At 56.1% G+C, this 15854-nt stretch carries 16 protein-coding genes; 9 read left to right on the top strand and 7 right to left on the bottom strand.

From position 1 onward, the window contains the following. Positions 1-40 precede the first annotated feature (40 nt). From J9777_RS05020 to J9777_RS05010, 3 genes are read right to left on the bottom strand one after another with little or no spacing between them, the layout of a single operon-like run. A complete protein-coding gene (locus tag J9777_RS05020) occupies positions 41-682 on the bottom strand; it encodes a carbonic anhydrase (RefSeq protein ID WP_209347660.1) in 642 nt (213 codons plus the stop codon). After that, positions 682-990, bottom strand: coding sequence for a DUF190 domain-containing protein (locus J9777_RS05015; RefSeq protein ID WP_209347659.1), 309 nt, complete (start codon positions 988-990; stop codon positions 682-684). Before J9777_RS05015 ends, J9777_RS05020 begins: the two co-directional genes overlap by 1 nt. Next, the gene (locus J9777_RS05010; protein ID WP_209347658.1) at positions 987-1970 is read right to left on the bottom strand and encodes a sodium-dependent bicarbonate transport family permease; all 984 of its coding nucleotides are present in this window, start codon (positions 1968-1970) and stop codon (positions 987-989) included. Before J9777_RS05010 ends, J9777_RS05015 begins: the two co-directional genes overlap by 4 nt. A 143-nt stretch (positions 1971-2113) precedes the next feature. On the opposite strand from J9777_RS05010, the gene lipA reads away from it, so the two are divergent. Continuing rightward, positions 2114-3067 (top strand): lipoyl synthase, encoded by a 954-nt coding sequence (gene lipA / locus J9777_RS05005; protein ID WP_209347657.1) that lies wholly within the window; start codon positions 2114-2116, stop codon positions 3065-3067. Further along, entirely contained in the window at positions 3067-3528 is a 462-nt protein-coding gene (locus J9777_RS05000; protein ID WP_209347656.1) for a type II toxin-antitoxin system RatA family toxin, read from the top strand. Before lipA ends, J9777_RS05000 begins: the two co-directional genes overlap by 1 nt. Here J9777_RS05000 and J9777_RS04995 read toward each other — a convergent pair. Genes J9777_RS04995 through J9777_RS04985 form a run of 3 tightly spaced genes read right to left on the bottom strand, consistent with a single transcriptional unit; the run spans position 3489 to position 5669 of the window. Next, positions 3489-3989: a CinA family protein gene (locus tag J9777_RS04995; protein WP_209347655.1), complete on the bottom strand. Its 501-nt coding sequence runs from the start codon at positions 3987-3989 to the stop codon at positions 3489-3491. The two genes, J9777_RS05000 and J9777_RS04995, sit on opposite strands and share 40 nt — an antisense overlap. Next, positions 3986-4516 carry a hypothetical protein gene (locus J9777_RS04990; RefSeq protein ID WP_209347654.1) on the bottom strand — a complete coding sequence of 177 codons (531 nt, stop codon included), beginning with the start codon at positions 4514-4516 and terminating at the stop codon, positions 3986-3988. The genes J9777_RS04995 and J9777_RS04990 overlap by 4 nt, the downstream gene beginning before the upstream one ends. Before the next feature lies 1 nt (position 4517). Beyond that, positions 4518-5669: a bifunctional 2-C-methyl-D-erythritol 4-phosphate cytidylyltransferase/2-C-methyl-D-erythritol 2,4-cyclodiphosphate synthase gene (locus tag J9777_RS04985; RefSeq protein ID WP_209347653.1), complete on the bottom strand. Its 1152-nt coding sequence runs from the start codon at positions 5667-5669 to the stop codon at positions 4518-4520. A gap of 77 nt (positions 5670-5746) precedes the next feature. On the opposite strand from J9777_RS04985, the gene dusB reads away from it, so the two are divergent. The 7 genes from dusB (at position 5747) to hflX (ending at position 15029) form a co-directional block, all read left to right on the top strand. Further along, a complete protein-coding gene (gene dusB, locus J9777_RS04980) occupies positions 5747-6763 on the top strand; it encodes a tRNA dihydrouridine synthase DusB (RefSeq protein WP_209347652.1) in 1017 nt (338 codons plus the stop codon). Positions 6764-6765: 2 nt separating this feature from the next. Further along, on the top strand, positions 6766-7833 hold the full coding sequence (locus J9777_RS04975) for an ATP-binding protein (protein ID WP_209348608.1): 1068 nt from the start codon (positions 6766-6768) through the stop codon (positions 7831-7833). Between the two features lie 20 nt (positions 7834-7853). Next, positions 7854-9260 carry a sigma-54 dependent transcriptional regulator gene (locus J9777_RS04970; RefSeq protein WP_209347651.1) on the top strand — a complete coding sequence of 469 codons (1407 nt, stop codon included), beginning with the start codon at positions 7854-7856 and terminating at the stop codon, positions 9258-9260. 92 nt (positions 9261-9352) lie between these two features. After that, the gene (locus J9777_RS04965; protein ID WP_209347650.1) at positions 9353-11581 is read left to right on the top strand and encodes an ATP-binding protein; all 2229 of its coding nucleotides are present in this window, start codon (positions 9353-9355) and stop codon (positions 11579-11581) included. 40 nt (positions 11582-11621) lie between these two features. Then, positions 11622-13004: a sigma-54 dependent transcriptional regulator gene (locus J9777_RS04960; protein WP_209347649.1), complete on the top strand. Its 1383-nt coding sequence runs from the start codon at positions 11622-11624 to the stop codon at positions 13002-13004. A gap of 151 nt (positions 13005-13155) precedes the next feature. Beyond that, a complete protein-coding gene (gene hfq / locus J9777_RS04955; protein ID WP_209347648.1) occupies positions 13156-13710 on the top strand; it encodes an RNA chaperone Hfq in 555 nt (184 codons plus the stop codon). A gap of 17 nt (positions 13711-13727) precedes the next feature. Continuing rightward, positions 13728-15029 carry a GTPase HflX gene (hflX, locus tag J9777_RS04950; protein ID WP_209347647.1) on the top strand — a complete coding sequence of 434 codons (1302 nt, stop codon included), beginning with the start codon at positions 13728-13730 and terminating at the stop codon, positions 15027-15029. Positions 15030-15039: 10 nt separating this feature from the next. Here hflX and mazG read toward each other — a convergent pair whose 3' ends face one another. Further along, positions 15040-15789 carry a nucleoside triphosphate pyrophosphohydrolase gene (mazG, locus tag J9777_RS04945; protein ID WP_209347646.1) on the bottom strand — a complete coding sequence of 250 codons (750 nt, stop codon included), beginning with the start codon at positions 15787-15789 and terminating at the stop codon, positions 15040-15042. Positions 15790-15854: the final 65 nt, after the last annotated feature.

The raw sequence follows: 15854 nt of genomic DNA, 5'->3' as shown, positions 1-15854 counted from the left end.
TATTGATAGGACTCCTTGCGAGCCGCGCAACCTTGGACGCCTATTCTTCCGGTATGAACTCGCCGCTTTCACGATCAAGTACGTGCAACACGCCATCAAAAATCGCGAAGAACGTACCGCGTAGCACTAGGTCACCTGACGCTTCGCGTTCCTGGACGCATGGGAAAGAGTGTAGATTCTCCAGACTGACCCGAACCGCTGCCAATTCCATGGCCCTCTCGGCTTCGCGTCCCTGTGTGCCGTGCTCATCAACGACCGGGCCTCTCACCTCGTCCAACTGGCTGATCCAATTGGCGACAAAGCCGCCTTTACCGAGAGGCGCTCCGTGCAATTCTTTGGTCAGCGCGGCTTTGCAGCCTCCGCATTTGCCGTGTCCCATTACTACGATTTGACGAACCTTCAGAACGTTCACTGCGAATTCTAGCGCTGCGGAAACGCCATGCATCCCTGGCGTCGTTTCGAACGGCGGAACCAGCGCGGCGACATTCCGCACGACAAATATCTCGCCAGGATCGACATCGAAAATCTGCGCTGGGTCGACACGGCTGTCGGAGCACGCAATGACCATCAGCTTGGGTGACTGGCCGTGTTCCGCTAACCGTTCGAACCGGTCGCGCTGGGTCGCGTATCCATTTTTACGGAAACGCCGATAGCCCTCAAGCAATTGCGCAAACTCAGGCATCAGAAGCGCTCACCGCGGATGACTTCGACATCCCACATTGTGAGCAACAGGCCGTGGCTCGATAGGATCGGGGCAAGCGCTTCGGACAGTTTCTCAGCGCGTTCCTGCGATGCTACTGTCAGGATCAACGATTTGTCCGAGCCGGTCACGCGTTCTTCCCGCCAAGCGCCATCACGCCCACTACCCGATTGCACAGGCAAAACGGTCCAACCGGTAATTCCAGCCTCGTCGATTGCCTTGGTGACCACTTTCACCAACGGCGTATCGGCCAATATTTCGATTCGTTTGCGAATCACAGTTTCGATCATGGTAAAGCTCCAGCAGGACCGGCAATCGCTTGCGCAAACGCAGTGAGCAATCCGATATTGATCAGGATATTGAACGGGAACGTAATGCTTAGCGACATCGTCAGGTAGACCCCCGGATCGGCTTCTGGCAGCGCCAATCGCATCGCGGCCGGGACAGCGATGTAGCTGGCACTTGCACACAATACTCCGAATGCGGCGGTTGAGCCGACATCAAGGCCGATGGCAGTACCCACAAGTACGCCCAAAGCGCCATTAAAGACTGGCAGCAATATGGCGATGACAGTCAGCCGCCACGTTATCGAACGTGATGCCATGATGCGCCGGGCGGCGATCAAACCCATGTCGAGCAGGAATAGGCACAGGACGCCTTTGAAACCCGCTTGGAAGAACGGTGATACTTCAGCAAATCCGCTAGGCCCTGCGATCATTCCGATACCGAATGCACCGAGCAACAGCACAACCGATGCATTGAGGAATACTTCGCGCAGCATTTCACCGCGATTGCCTTTCTCCCCGTCGTTCCCGCCTTTGGCGAGCATCAGTCCGCTCAAGATCGCTGGCGTTTCCATGGCGGCGAGCACTGCCACCATAAAACCGGCAGCGGGTAGGGCGGACAGTTCAAGAATTTCAACCGCGGTGACATAGGTCACGACGCTGACCGAACCATAATGCGCAGCCACCGCTCCGGCGTTCAGGCGATCAAGCTTTCCGAAGCCTTTCAGTACAACATAAGCGATCAAGGGCAGCAAAAAGCTTGCGACGATCCCTGCAAGCAAGGCGACGGCGACGAGAGGGCTAAGGCCCGACTCGGCCACCGCCACGCCGCCTTTCAGACCAATCGCAGCCATCAGATAGAGCGACATGCCCTTTGCGATGGCTTCAGGGATGGCGAGGTCGGAGCGGACAAAGGCCGCAAACAGCCCGAGAATAAAGAAGAGCACCACCGGCGAGGTAAAGGTCTGTAATGCAGAAACGTCCATGGATGTTTTCTAGTCCGTCAGTGCTTGCGGAGCAATGCGCGGTACGTTTCATCCACGGCAATGCATAGGCGCCGATCCGCGAATAGGTTTCCATAGGTGACGCTAGCATTGCGGACAGTGCGCAACGCCCCTAAATGGCGCTCATGAACGATCTTTCGTCAACACCATCGCCAGAAGGCGAACGCCCCGCGCGCCAACGCAAGCCCGATTGGATTCGGGTGAAAGCTCCTGTCAGCAAAGGCTACCACGAAACGCGCAAGCTGATGCGCGAGCTCAATCTGAACACCGTTTGTGAAGAGGCAGCCTGCCCTAATATCGGCGAATGCTGGACGAAGAAGCACGCGACAGTGATGATTCTCGGCGACGTCTGCACACGCGCTTGTGCATTTTGTAACGTCAAAACCGGTATGCCTCGAATTGTCGATCCGATGGAACCGGAGAACACTGCGGTTGCAGCAGCGAAGATGGGTCTCGAACACATTGTAATCACCTCGGTTGACCGTGATGACTTGCCTGATGGCGGTGCAGGGCAGTTCGTCAAAGTGATCAAGGCGCTTCGCCGCGAGACACCGAACACCACTATTGAAATTCTCACTCCTGATTTTCGCGGGAAGATGCGACCTGCGGTTGAGGCGATCTGCGAGGCGGGGCCGGATGTTTACAACCACAATCTGGAAACCGTACCCCGGCTTTACCCTACGATCCGACCAGGTGCCCGCTACTACGCTTCATTGCGCTTGCTCGAAGAAGTGAAGAGCCACGATCCGATGATCTTCACCAAATCCGGGATTATGCTCGGCTTGGGTGAGCAGCGGCTCGAAGTCCACCAAGTGATGGACGATATGCGTACCGCGGATATCGATTTCATGACCATGGGACAGTATCTTCAGCCGACGCCGAAGCATGCCAAGGTCGAAGACTTTGTTACGCCCAAAGCCTTCGATGCGTTTGGAGCGATTGCTCGTGCTAAAGGCTTCCTCCAAGTGGCCTCCACACCGCTGACACGGTCAAGTTATCACGCAGGCGATGACTTCGCTGAAATGCGCGCGGCGCGCGAAGCCAAGCTGGCCAAGCAAGCGGCTCGGCAAAACGCCTAGTGCCGGGCATCCGCGAGAAACGGGTGCTTCCCTATAGTTGCGAACAGATGTTCGATCTGGTCGCCGATGTCGGGCGCTACAAAGAGTTCCTGCCATGGGTGGTTGCAACCCGCGTAACATCAAACAGTGATACTGAAATGGTCGCCGATATGGTGGTTGGCTTCAAATCGTTGAGAGAGAAGTTTACCTCCCGTGTTTTGAAGGAACGCGCCACATCAATCCAAGTTCACTATGTTGACGGTCCGTTGCGCGATCTCGACAATCGTTGGACGTTTGCACCGCTGCCTGACGGTGGATGCGAAGTCGACTTCTGTGTAGATTTTACATTCAAGAATCGCGTTTTCGAGGCTCTGGCCGGACAGTATTTTGACCGTGCGTTCCGTAAAATGGTTGCGGCGTTCGAGACGCGCGCGGATGAGCTCTACGGAAGCAGTAACTCCAACGCGCAGAGCGTAGCCTGACGGCGTACTTCCGCGCGTCCTAGGTCGCCAAAACTTTTCAATTCACCTTCTGGCTCGCCATCTGCCCCGCGGATAGCACGTGCAAAAACAACGGTACCCACTGGCTTGAGATCGGTTCCGCCGCCAGGTCCGGCAACCCCGCTAATCGCCACTGCTACATCGGCTTTGCTGTTCCGCAGGGCACCATCGGCCATTGCCCAAACGCAGGCGATTGATACAGCGCCGAAGGTCTCGATGATGTCACTAGCAACATCAAGATCTTCCATCTTTGCTTCGTTGGAATAGGTGACAAAGCCGCGTTCCAACACTGCTGAGGAACCGGGTATCTCGGTAAGTGCAGCGGCAACCAATCCGCCCGTGCAACTCTCTGCCACAACGATCTTCCGACCGGCGTTGGCATTTTCTTCCACTACCCGCTTGGCGAGTGCGTCAATATCTGCGGGGAGGAGGGTGTCTGTCATTGTTCTTCCGAAGAGCAGACTTTTGGCTCTCTCTTGCCCGGCACCAGTTCGAAAATTCTTGCGACCAGTAAGCCGAAGTTCTGCGGAGGAAGCGGAGCGAGAGGTTCCAATATACCTTCTATCTTGTGGCAGTCTTTGACTTTGATTTCCTTGGCCAGCTCCAACTTGATGATTGCATCGAACAGCGGTCTCACTGTGTCGGGCGGCATCGAGTCGAACAATTGCGCCATTTCGTCACCCTTCTTTCCCTTCTTCGCGAAGGTACCAAAGAACCGAAACGCACCATCCCACTTTTCGTCCTGTAGCGCGCTATACTTAGCGACGAAGGTGTCGCCTTCTCGTGCAACGAAGCCCTCCGGTTTGAGCGTATCCGCACATGTTTCTCTATAACTGTCAAAGGCGATCGGCATCAGGTAGATCATCGCGTCACTCAGATCATCTGGCGCGATGCAATCTTGCGCCATTGCAACTTGAGGCTGCATGAGAGCGAGCAATCCAGCCGCTGCGGCGAGCTTTTTCTTCAGCATATCAATCTTCCTTCAAGACAGTGGCTATCGCCTGCGCAGCGATACCTTCACCTCGGCCAGTAAAGCCCAATCGCTCCGTTGTTGTTGCTTTGACGCTCACTTGCGCGGTGTCAACGCCCAGTAGCTCGGCAATCGTCCGTCGCATTGCGTCGCGATGAACCCCGATCTTTGGAGCCTCGCAAATGATCGTAAGATCGACATTGCCGACGCAATATCCCGATTCCGCAACAAGCGTGGCTGCATGTTCTACAAACTTGTCTGACGATGCACCTTTCCATCGCGCCTCGCTGGGCGGGAAATGCTCGCCAATGTCGCCCGCACCGACCGCCCCGAGGAGAGCGTCAACTAGAGCGTGAAGCGCCACGTCCGCATCGCTGTGACCAGACAGGCCCTTGTCATGATCAATCTTGATACCGCCGAGCCACAATTCCTCACCTGCAACTAGCCGATGCACGTCATATCCCATGCCAGTTCGCACGGAGGGTAGATCGATCATAAAATCCTCTGCGAAAGTGAGTTTTTTGAGTGCTTCGTCGCCCTCTACGTGAGCAACCTTGCCGCCTGCCGAGAGGAGTATTTGCGCATCATCCCCGGCGTTGGGTTGGCTCGACCATTCGTGGTGTGCGCTCATAATCGCGCGGTAGTGGAATGCTTGTGGGGTTTGCACCCGCCTCAGCGTTTCTCGCTCGGCTGACCCAACCATCATGCCGTCTGCATCGACAGCTAGGCTATCCACCACAGGTAGCACCGGCACAGCGCCGCTATGCGTGACCAGCGCCGCTAGTAAGCGCTCAATAACTAGCTCATTCAGGCCAGGGCGAGCGGCATCATGGATGAGCACGTTTGCAACGGCATCACCCTTAAGCACTTCAAGCGCCAGACTGACCGACGCTTGCCGTGTTGCGCCGCCAGTAACCAAACGCACGTTGTCTATGCCGGCTAAGGCGCTGCGAGCCAGTTCATCGCCATTCTCGGGAATGGCAACGACAATCGGGTTCGCACCCGCTTCGGCCAGCATTTCCGCAGAGTGACGCAAGACCGGCTTTCCGCGCCATTTGGCAAACTGTTTGGGAAGAGGCTGACCGGCGCGCACGCCTTTACCAGCGGCAACGATGATCGCTGCGAAAGCGGGGAGTGGTGGTTTGTCCGCCATAGAGTGATCGCAGCTAGCTGCTTGCGCCCCATGCTGCAATGCACTATGCGCTGCCTAAATTTTAGGCATATGAGCAAATGACTACGCTTCCGACTCCTCCAACACTGAAACCGATTGAAATCGGACCTGTCCGGATCGACTGTCCCGTTGTGCTCGCGCCGATGACCGGTGTGACCGATCTTCCGTTCCGTACATTGGTGCGCCGCTACGGTTCGGGCCTTAACGTCACCGAGATGATAGCGAGCCAGGCAGCTATCCGCGAGACACGTCAGTCGGTGCAAAAGGCGGCTTGGGATCAGATCGAAGAGCCGGTGTCGATGCAGCTTGTCGGCTGCGACCCTGTTTCGATGGGTGAGGCGGCGCGCCTTAATGAAGATCGCGGCGCGGCCATCATCGATATCAATTTCGGTTGCCCGGTCCGCAAAGTGACCAATGGTATGGCCGGCTCCGCCTTGATGCGCGAAATTCCTTTGGCGACCAAGCTGATGGAGGAGACAGTGAAGGCTGTTTCTGTTCCTGTGACGGTCAAAATGCGGATGGGTTGGGATCATGCCAGCCTCAACGCGCCGGAACTCGCGCATATTGCGGAAGATCTGGGCGTAAAAATGATCACGGTCCACGGCCGAACGCGTAACCAGATGTATAAGGGCTCGGCTGACTGGAGCTTTATCAGCAAGGTGAAGGAAACGGTGAACATCCCGGTGATTGTGAACGGAGATATTTGCGGGATCGAAGATACAGCCACGGCTTTGGAGCAGTCAGGCGCCGATGGTGTGATGATCGGCCGCGGCGCATACGGAAAGCCGTGGTTGCTTGGTCAAGTCATGCACTGGCTTCAGACCGGCGAACGCTTGGACAGCCCGAGCTTCGATGAGCAGTACGAAGTGCTGGTTGAGCATTATAAAGGCATGCTGGCACATTATGGCAGCGAAGTCGGCTCCAAAGTCGCGCGCAAGCATTTGGGCTGGTATACCAAAGGAATGCACGGTTCAGCCGAGTTTCGTAACCACGTTAATTTCATCGATGATCCGGAGCAGGTGCTGGGCGAGTTAGAACGGTTCTATACGCCCTTTATGAACCGCCGCGCCGCTTGATCATGGTCAACGAGCGGTCTAGCGCGCGGCCTGACGCGCAGGCGCAAATTTCCGGCTTTCTCTTCGCGATGCTGCTGCTCGATAATGATTTGGTTGTTAGCGAAGCCAATCATGCTGCTGAAGATATGCTTGGCAGGAGTGCCAAGCGTCTGGTTGGTTCGAAACTGGATGATCTCATCGACCTGTCCGAAAGCGGAGTTGCGGGGAAACTGGATGATCATGATGCGCAATTGGTGGCGCGCGGTGTGCCCGCATTGATCGGTGATCAGACGCGCTTTCTGAACGTCACCGTGTCGCCGCTGCCAACGCACGTAGGATGGCGAGTGCTGACACTGTCTGACGCAGGGCAAGACGATATGAAATCGTCGGACGAGCCCGACGCTTCTCTCAAAGCGCCTGCGATATTGGCACATGAAATCAAGAACCCGTTGGCCGCAATACGGGGTGCCAGCCAGCTAATCGCGCGCAAATTAGACGACAAGGATCATGGTCTAACCACGATCATCTCTGACGAGGTGGACCGGATTGCTGGTCTGATCGACCGGATGCAAGAGCTTGGTAGCAAAAGTTCGGAACCGGTCGAAGCTATCAATCTTCACCACTCGATCCGCAATGCGATGGCCAGCGTCCGGGCAGCGGCCAAGGATAGAGCCGAGTTGGTCGAAGAGTTCGATCCATCGCTGCCGGAAGTCTCGGCAAGCGGCGGTTCGTTAGAGCAAGTCCTGATCAATCTATTGACCAATGCAGTTGATGCGTGTGCCAGTCAGGACGAACCCAAAGTCACCGTCCGGACGCGCTTTGTGAGTGGCTTAGCATCTAACGTTTTTCGCCTAAGCAGGTCGGTCCGACTTCCAATAGAGGTCTCGGTGGCGGACAATGGTCCCGGTTTCGACAAAAGCTTGGGCGACCATATTTTCGAACCCTTCGTCACATCGAAAACGAATGGACAAGGACTTGGCCTGGCATTGGTCAAGAAGTTGGTCACCGACATGGGCGGGCGAGTGAGTTGTAAACGCGACGATGCCTCTGGCGAGACCGTCTTTCGTTTGCATCTGGCCGTGGCCGACTGAGCGCAGAATAGGAATATGCAATGAGTCACATCCTGTTGGTCGAAGATGACAACGCAATCGCCACGGTGGTCAGGGCTGCTCTTGAGGAAGAAGACTTCGAGATAACGCACTGCACCAGCATTGCGGAACGTGATGCGGCGCTGGCGGCGCAGAAATTTGCCGCAATGCTCACGGACATTATGTTGACCGATGGCGATGGTATCGAAAGCTTGCCGTCGGTGCAGCAAGCGCATAGCGATATGCCCATAATCATTCTGTCGGCGCAGAATACGCTCGATACCGCGGTAAGGGCGACCGAAACTGGCGCTTTTGAGTACTTTCCCAAGCCGTTCGACTTGGAAGAACTGGTGCGCGCAGTGGTCCAAGCGGTTGCCTCGAATGCCGAAGCATCTGTCGATATGGACGAGCCCGGTGACGGGCTTCCTCTGGTCGGTCGCAGCCAAGCGATGCAAGGCGTGTACCGGATGATCACTCGCGTATTGCGGAACGATCTGACGGTTTTGATATTGGGGGAATCGGGCACTGGCAAAGAGCTCGTCGCTGAGGCCATTCACCAGCTCGGCCACCGCAAGACGGGTCCATTTGTCGCGGTCAACGCAGCAGCGATACCGGCTGATCTGATCGAAAGTGAGTTGTTTGGCCATGAGAAGGGCGCATTCACCGGTGCAGTTGCTCAGGCGATTGGTAAGTTTGAACAAGCCAATGGCGGTACGCTGTTCCTCGACGAAATCGGTGATATGCCGCTGGACGCGCAAACTCGGCTTTTGCGCGCGCTTCAATCAGGCCGGATCCGGCGGGTCGGCGGACGGCAGGAGATCGCCATCGATGTGAGGATCGTTGCCGCTACCAATCGCGACCTCAAGCCGATGATTGCAGCGGGTTCGTTCCGCGAGGACTTATACTACCGGCTCAATGTGGTCCCGATCGAACTGCCGCCGCTTCGTGAACGGCGTGATGATGTAGAAGCGCTTGTGACCCATTTTCTTAAACTGGCGACGACAGAGGGCTTGCCTGCGCGCCAAATTGACAAACCTGCGCTGAAATTGCTCAAACAGCACGATTGGCCGGGCAATGTCCGTGAGCTGCGCAATGCTATGTACCGACTAATCGTTCTGGCGCGGGACGAGAACATTGATCGCGCAAGTGTGAGTGAAATTCTCGACCAAGCAATCGCTCCGCTGTCAGAGAATAACGCTGGCGGTTTCGCACCAGTTTTGCGGGCTTGGCTTGAAGTGGCCAATCCAGCTGACGGTACTGTTTATCACGCAGCGCAGGCGGCATTTGAGAAACCGCTATTTGAATGGGCTTTGCAGCGGACCGACGGTAACCAATTGCAGGCGTCGAAAATGCTTGGGATTAACCGCAATACGCTGCGAAAACGGATTGTCGATCTGGAAATCGATCCGGCGATCTATGCCCGTGGATAGCACAGACTGACGGCCTGAAAGCCACAAGCCCATCCCGCTCGCTTCATTTATTTCTTGCATTTTTGCAACACTACCGTTGTAACAATACAACGATGGACGGTTCGACCCTGACCATACCCCGCAAGAGCCCGCGATGGTGGCGTCGTTTCGTCGTCACCTCACGGCGTGCGAATTTCTTTCTCGTACTCGAGCTTGTAGCGGTTCTGGCGTTTGTCACGATGACAATCGCGACCTATTTTGCCTTCGCCAACGCGCCACCTGACGGTCGCTTGCTGCCGTCCGGGCAAGTCGCGACATTGCTGATCGGTACGCTGTTGCCAGCTATGGGGCTGTTGGTCCTGTTCGGTCGGCGTATGGCAATCAGACGCGCAGAAGGCAGCACTGCACGCCTCCATACCCGTTTGGTGTTCTTCTTCTCTATGGTGGCGGCAGTTCCGACACTGCTCGTTGCTGCATTTGCCGCCGTTCTGTTCCAGTCCGGTGTCGACTTCTGGTTCTCCGACAATTCGCGCGGTTTGATGGAGAACGCGAATGAGCTGGCGCAAGGGTATTACGAGCAAAATCAGGTTCAGGTGCGCGATCACACGATCACAATGGCAGACGATCTTCGTCTCTATTTGCAGGCGGCCACCATCTCGGACGATGATTTCGTCGACTGGTACAACTTCCAAATGCAAGGCCGTGAACTTAACGAGACGGCGATCTTGCAGCGAGTGCCGGACGGATCATTTCGTACTGCAATTGTGATCAATCTAGACGAGGATAACCTACCTGCTGACTACGCAAAAACCGAGGTCTCTCGCTTAGACGCGGGCGAAGCAGTAGTGGTCGCTGCCGATGCCGCGCGTATCGAGGCGTTGACCGCAATTGACGAAGACAGTGGCATCTACTTGTACAATGCACGCAATTCCGAGGACGGACGGTTCCAGCAATGGGAGCGGGCCAAGTCGATTTCGGCTGCCTACGATGTACTGACATCTCGCGCGCGCGCTCTTCAACTACGCTTCAATCTTGCGCTGTTTTTCGTATCTTTGGCATTGGTAGGATTGGCTGTCTGGTTCGCACTCCGCTTTGCGGACCGTCAAGTCGAACCTTTGACAGATCTGGTTGCTGCAGCGCGCAAAGTCGGTGCGGGCAACTTCGCTTTGCGCGTCGAAGGACGTACCGGGGCCGATGAGATCGGTATGCTCAATCGCGCCTTTAACCGGATGACTGCGCAAATCGAGAAGCAAACCGATGATCTGGTCGGTGCAAACGAGCAGCTAGACCAACGCCGCGGCTTTATGGAGACGCTGCTAGAATCCACTTCCGCCGGAATCATCTCGACCGACAAGGATGGCCGGATTTTGTTGATGAACAGCACAGCTCAGGATGTCCTGTTGACCGATGGTCAAAGTGATCGCGCCGGATCGCAGCTGCGCGATATGGCGCCTGAAATATCCGCCTTGGTCGACGCGAAGCTGTCTAGCGGGATCGTTAGCTATAACCGCGATGGCGACCTGCTGACTTTGGCAGTGAAGTTGACTGAAACAGCAGGCGCGATGGTCATAACATTTGAAGATATTACCCGCCAATTGCTCGATCAGCGGCGAGCTGCATGGTCTGATGTTGCGCGGCGTATCGCTCATGAAATCAAAAATCCGCTAACGCCAATCCAGCTGGCGACCGAGCGGCTTAAGCGTCGCTATCGTAGGCAGATCGAGAGCGATGGCGAGCTGTTCGATGATTTGACGAGCACGATTGTGCGTCAGGTCGCACAGCTTCGGACCATGGTCGATGAGTTTTCGTCGTTCGCGCGCCTGCCAAAGCCGGTATTCCGGGTTGAAGATGCGCTCGATCTCGTACGTCAATCTCTGTTCCTCCAAGAGGTCGCGCATCCCAGTGTAGACTTTGACATCAAGAGCACTGCGGAAGGCCCGGTGTCGATGGCGTGCGATCGACACCAAATCGGGCAAGCGATGACCAATATTCTCAAAAACGCTGTCGAAGCGGTTGAGGCGAAGGCAGCGTCTTCGGAGCCGGACTTTCGCGGAAAAATCGCCGTCGAGCTATCGGCGGATGAGGACAACGTCACTGTCGAGGTTCAGGACAACGGGGTTGGCTTACCACAAGACCGCGAACGGATTGTCGAACCCTATGTGACCACGCGCGACAAGGGCACAGGGCTGGGCCTCGCGATCGTGAATAAAATCGTCGAAGAACACGGCGGCGAAATCACTTTTGCTGCGGCTGAAAGCGGCGGGACGAAGGTTATTCTTCGTTTTGCGCGCGATCCGCTCGTTGATGGGGGGCAGGACGACCTGCCGGGGGATTCCGAATGACTCAAACCAAACAGCATCAAGCTGGAAAGGAAGCAGCGCAATGGCGCTAGATATCCTCGTAGTCGATGACGAACGTGATATTCGCGATCTTGTATCCGGAGTGCTCAGCGATGAGGGCTACGACTGCCGAACGGCGGCCGATAGCACCACTGCGCTGGCTGCGATTGATGAACGCCGGCCAAGTCTGGTGCTGCTCGATGTGTGGCTCCACGGCAGCCAAATGGACGGCTTGGAAGTGCTCGATGCGATCAAGCAGCGGGAGCCTGAACTTCCGGTCATTATCTTTTCCGGCCATGGGAACATCGACACGGCTGTTTCTGCGGTGAGCCGGGGCGCGATGGACTTTATCGAAAAGCCATTCGAGGCGGAGCGTTTGCTCCTGCTCGTTGGTCGCGCAACCGAAACAGAGCGTTTGCGCCGAGAAAATGACCGTCTGCGCAAAGGCTTTGCGCGGGGTGAGGAATTCACCGGTAACTCGACGGCAATCAATCAGGTTCGTGCTACCCTAAAACGCGTTGCCAGCACGGGCAGCCGCGTACTCATTACTGGCCCTGCAGGCGCAGGTAAGGAGGTGGCCGCTCGGTTGCTTCATAGCTGGAGCGCGCGCGCCGAAAACGCATTTGTAATCGTCAACTCAGCAAGGATTACGCCGGAGCGGTTCGAGCAGGAACTGTTCGGTGAAGAATCCAATGGCAAGATGATCCGTCCAGGGCTGCTAGAACTGGCGGACGGAGGCACGCTGTATCTCGATGAGGTGGCGGATATGCCGCTATCGACGCAGGCCCGTATTCTGCGCGTGCTCACCGAACAGAGTTTTGTTCGTGTGGGCGGTTCGCGTCAGGTTGGTGTTGATGTTCGTGTGGTGTCTTCGACCGCCAAGGATCTCGAGCTTGAAATGGAGGAAAAGCGCTTCCGCGAGGACCTTTTCTATCGCCTCAACGTGGTTCCGGTCACGATCCCGTCGCTCTCAGAACGGCGTGACGACATCCCGGCGTTGGCGGAGCATTTCTTCACCCGCCATGCAGCAGAGCAGGGTATACCTGCGCCGGGCATTTCGGAGGAGGCGCTCGCTGCGCTGCAATCCTATGATTGGCCGGGCAATGTCCGTCAATTGCGCAATGTCGTTGAGCGGACGATTATTCTGACACCGCGCGATGAATTGCAAACCGTTGAACCTTCTATGCTACCCAGCGAAGTCACCGGGGGGAAACTGGGTGGAGGCGGCGGCATCGCTGCTTTGATGGGCGTGCCGTTGCGGGAGGCGCGGGAGACGTTTGAGCGTGAATATCTGAGCATTCAGATACGGCGTTTCTCGGGGAATATTTCTAAAACGGCCAGCTTCATCGGGATGGAGCGTTCGGCTTTGCACCGGAAGCTGAAACTGCTCGGTATGGGTGATCGAAAGAATAATGACGCTAGCTGACATCTTTTGTCATAGAACCGGCGTGTTTTTCCAATTGTAAATCTGCGTCCGAGATCATAGCTTGCAATTGAAGGTCGGCGCGTGTGGCCCCCAGTTTTCCATGCGCTAGATTGCGCAGGGTATAGTCCATGCGCCAATAATGGAGATAAGAATGTCCGAAGGACGCACCCTTTCTGCGCGTGTTTCAGCGAAAAAAGCGGAACCAGAGACTGCGAAATCATCGAAGGCTGCAAATCAGGCGAATTTGCAGGATGCATTCCTGAACCTGCTTCGGAAGAACAAGATTCCTGTCACAATGTTCCTTGTGAAAGGCGTGAAGCTGCAGGGTATCGTGACATGGTTTGACAATTTCTCGATCCTGCTGCGCCGTGATGGCCAGACCCAGCTTGTCTACAAACATGCGATCTCGACCATCATGCCCGGTCAGCCAATGGATGCGAGCCAGTTCTCGAGCACCGAAAGCAACCGCAAGCAGCGGTTGTTGCAGGATGTATTCCTGAGCAGTGTTCGCGATGAAGACGCGCAAGTGACGATGTTCTTGGTGAACGGCGTAATGCTGCAAGGTTCGATAGCGGCATACGATCTGTTCTGCATGCTGCTGGAGCGCGATGGCTTTGTTCAACTTGCTTACAAGCACGCTGTGTCGACGATCCAGCCCGATAAACCAGTCGACCTTTCAGGCGATTGGGAAGGCGAAGACGACTGAGTTTTGACGATGATCTGATGGGCGAAGTCTCGCGCGGTGCGCGGGCTATCGTTGTGTGCCCGGACATCCGGTCGCAAAGCTACGATCTCGACGCCGAGGCGCGGCTTGAGGAAGCGTGCGGCCTGGCGCTGGCTATCGGCATTGAAGTCGTGACGTCACAGATCATCCCGGTGCGTGATGTAAAACCAAATACTTTGTTCGGCTCCGGGCAAGTGGACAATATTCAGGCCGCTTGCGAATTTGAGGAAGCAGAGCTGGTTGTTGTCGATGGTGCATTGTCGCCGATCCAGCAGCGGAACCTTGAAGATCGCCTCAAACGCAAAGTGATCGACCGTACGGGTCTAATCCTAGAGATATTTGGCGAGCGTGCGGCGACGGCTGAAGGGCGTTTGCAGGTTGAGCTGGCCCATTTGGATTACCAACAAAGCCGCCTTGTGCGCAGTTGGACTCACTTGGAAAGACAGCGTGGTGGCTTTGGTTTCCTCGGCGGGCCCGGTGAAACGCAGATTGAGGCCGATAGGCGGATGATCCGCCAGCGTATGGGCCGGTTGCGCAAGGAACTGGAACAAGTGCGCAAAACGCGCGCTCTACACCGTGAACGGCGGGGAAGGGCGCCCTGGCCGATTATTGCACTTGTTGGCTATACTAACGCAGGAAAATCAACGCTGTTCAATCGGCTCACTGGCGCGGAAGTGATGGCCGAAGATCTGCTGTTCGCTACGCTTGATCCAACGATGCGCGCTGTGCGGCTGCCCGGTGTAGAGAAGGCAATTCTGTCGGATACGGTGGGCTTTATCTCCGATCTCCCAACACAGCTCGTCGCGGCATTTCGTGCGACATTAGAAGAAGTCACCGCTGCTGACGTAATTGTGCACGTCCGCAATATGGCGAACCCGTCTGCTGCTGCGCAAAAGAACCAAGTGCTTGGTGTGCTGACCGACCTCGGCGTGATTGACGGCGAGGATGGTGTATCCCAAATCCCAATTGTCGAGGCATGGAACAAATGGGATCTGCTCGATGACGAGAAGCGCGCCGAGTTGTCGGACGTGGCGGCCAAAGACGAGCTGGTCATTCCACTTTCGGCAATATCGGGCGCGGGTCTCGAAGCATTCGTGACAGAAATCGACGACCTGCTGACCGCCGGAGCACGTGAGTACCATCTGGTGCTCCCGGCTGCAGAAGGACAGAAGATCGCATGGCTGCACGCACACGGTAATGTGCTGCACGAAGAGGATGCGGGCGAGGGTGAAGATGGCCCGCTTCGTGCGATTGACGTGAAGCTTACATCGAAAGAGTTCGGGCGCTTCGAAAGCCTTTGATCACAGCGCCTTACTCGGCTTTTTTAACATCCTGCCAAAGTGCCTCTTGCTCATCCAGCGATAATTCATTGAATGAGCCAGCAGCCCTCTCTTCCATCGAGCGAAAGCGCCGCTCGAACTTTAAATTCGCCTCCCTCAACGCGTCCTCGGGTGCAATTCCATAGGCCCGAACAAGATTCACAGCCGCGAAGAGAAGATCGCCGGCCTCCTCCAACTTTTTGTTGGTCGGTGCTTCTGTGAGCTCCTCGGTTTCTTCAGCGACTTTGGCGGCAGGCCCTTCGGTATCGGGCCAGTCAAAACCGGTTCGTGCAGCACGTTTCTGGAGCTTTTCCGCGCGGAGCAGGGCGGGCAGTGCTTTCGCCACACCGTCCATAGCGCTGGTCGCGCCTTTCTTCGTTCGCTCGACTTCTTTGAGCGCCTCCCATCGGCGCTCGCCCATTTGGCCACCTTCGCCGCCAAAGATATGTGGGTGGCGAGCTTCCATCTTGTCAGAGATTGATCGGGCGACATCTTCGAACCTGAACATATCTGCTTCCTCAGCCATCCGCGCATGAAATACGACCTGCAGCAGCAAATCGCCAAGTTCGTCACGCAGATCATCCATTTCGCCGCGCTCAATTGCATCGGCCACCTCATAGGCTTCTTCGATCGTGTAAGGCGCGATGCTCTTGAAGTCTTGCGCCAAATCCCATTCGCATCCGCCATCCGGATCGCGCAATGTGGCCATTATCTGGAGGAGGCGGGAGAGTTGCTCGGTCATGTTCCGGTGTCAGTGCTGGTTTAGAGCTCTCCCTGCAGTTTTCAGCTCGGACTCACAAGAGGGAT

Source organism: Pontixanthobacter sp. CEM42 (genome assembly GCF_017812015.1).
Classification (GTDB): domain Bacteria; phylum Pseudomonadota; class Alphaproteobacteria; order Sphingomonadales; family Sphingomonadaceae; genus Pontixanthobacter.
Note: the sequence above shows the minus strand (reverse complement) of the source record. Positions and strands in the feature narration are given on the sequence as shown.

Bases quoted from the DNA above. Each gene is read 5' to 3' on its own strand.
- J9777_RS05020 (WP_209347660.1), bottom strand. From the start codon at position 682: ATGCCTGAGTTTGCGCAATTGCTTGAGGGCTATCGGCGTTTCCGTAAA.
- J9777_RS05015 (WP_209347659.1), bottom strand. From the start codon at position 990: ATGATCGAAACTGTGATTCGCAAACGAATCGAAATATTGGCCGATACG.
- J9777_RS05010 (WP_209347658.1), bottom strand. From the start codon at position 1,970: ATGGACGTTTCTGCATTACAGACCTTTACCTCGCCGGTGGTGCTCTTC.
- lipA (WP_209347657.1), top strand. From the start codon at position 2,114: ATGAACGATCTTTCGTCAACACCATCGCCAGAAGGCGAACGCCCCGCG.
- J9777_RS04995 (WP_209347655.1), bottom strand. From the start codon at position 3,989: ATGACAGACACCCTCCTCCCCGCAGATATTGACGCACTCGCCAAGCGG.
- J9777_RS04990 (WP_209347654.1), bottom strand. From the start codon at position 4,516: ATGCTGAAGAAAAAGCTCGCCGCAGCGGCTGGATTGCTCGCTCTCATG.
- J9777_RS04985 (WP_209347653.1), bottom strand. From the start codon at position 5,669: ATGGCGGACAAACCACCACTCCCCGCTTTCGCAGCGATCATCGTTGCC.
- dusB (WP_209347652.1), top strand. From the start codon at position 5,747: ATGACTACGCTTCCGACTCCTCCAACACTGAAACCGATTGAAATCGGA.
- J9777_RS04975 (WP_209348608.1), top strand. From the start codon at position 6,766: ATGGTCAACGAGCGGTCTAGCGCGCGGCCTGACGCGCAGGCGCAAATT.
- J9777_RS04970 (WP_209347651.1), top strand. From the start codon at position 7,854: ATGAGTCACATCCTGTTGGTCGAAGATGACAACGCAATCGCCACGGTG.
- J9777_RS04965 (WP_209347650.1), top strand. From the start codon at position 9,353: ATGGACGGTTCGACCCTGACCATACCCCGCAAGAGCCCGCGATGGTGG.
- J9777_RS04960 (WP_209347649.1), top strand. From the start codon at position 11,622: ATGGCGCTAGATATCCTCGTAGTCGATGACGAACGTGATATTCGCGAT.
- hfq (WP_209347648.1), top strand. From the start codon at position 13,156: ATGTCCGAAGGACGCACCCTTTCTGCGCGTGTTTCAGCGAAAAAAGCG.
- hflX (WP_209347647.1), top strand. From the start codon at position 13,728: ATGGGCGAAGTCTCGCGCGGTGCGCGGGCTATCGTTGTGTGCCCGGAC.
- mazG (WP_209347646.1), bottom strand. From the start codon at position 15,789: ATGACCGAGCAACTCTCCCGCCTCCTCCAGATAATGGCCACATTGCGC.